This window comes from Vibrio sp. 2134-1 (assembly GCF_033339495.1).
Genome location: NZ_JAWOUS010000512.1, coordinates 1 through 659, shown reverse-complemented (window position 1 = coordinate 659; position 659 = coordinate 1). Strand labels below are relative to the sequence as shown.

Sequence of the window (659 nt, the reverse complement as noted above, 5' to 3'; positions counted from 1 at the left end):
CATCATGCAAATTCATACGTTAGACAAAGCAGCAATTATCAACGAAATTCAGTTCGGCAACGGTATCAACCATGCTGTTCACGAAGGTCGTCGTGCCGATTTTTCGCTGATTTTGTCTATGTTCTCAAACGATGTTCGAGATGTCGTACCGGTTGAAGAAATTAAAGAAACGGCCACAAGCGACGAGATTCTTCGTCAACAGTTTGGGCTCTCTCAGCCTCAAGCTTTGCGCTCCGATAGCAGCAGCTACGAACTCGCCGCATTACAAGCGAAACAATTCCATAATGCGGGTCTGCCATCTGCAAAGTTAAGCCACTACCTAAAACCAGACGCCCTAACCTACTTGCCAGAAGATACGTTCGATCTTCCTGAAGACGTTTATCATAATTTGTCAGGCCACGAGCGCCGCACTTTAGGTGAGCGCAACAAGAGCCTTATCCCTGATGCGGGCCTCTACAATCAGCTAGTGACGGCTCAACGTCAGTATCAGATCCAAGCTCAAGCATAGAGATCAGCTTTTCATCCAACAGCTTGCAGTATCAACACGTCAGAAATGTGACGCCTTACAAATTACCGCACAATAGTCCTTACTCGAAAGCGTTAGTTTGAGGCCTTTCACACTGAGCTCAACGATTTTCAACCATGCTGATAGCACAAAC

At 46.4% G+C, this 659-nt stretch carries 1 protein-coding gene; it reads left to right on the top strand.

Annotated features, from left to right (window positions below; all coding sequences use genetic code 11):
- The first annotated feature begins 4 nt into the window (after window positions 1–4).
- The gene (locus tag R7R78_RS26945; protein WP_005494471.1) at window positions 5–508 is read left to right on the top strand and encodes a VC2046/SO_2500 family protein; all 504 of its coding nucleotides are present in this window, start codon (window positions 5–7) and stop codon (window positions 506–508) included.
- Window positions 509–659: the final 151 nt, after the last annotated feature.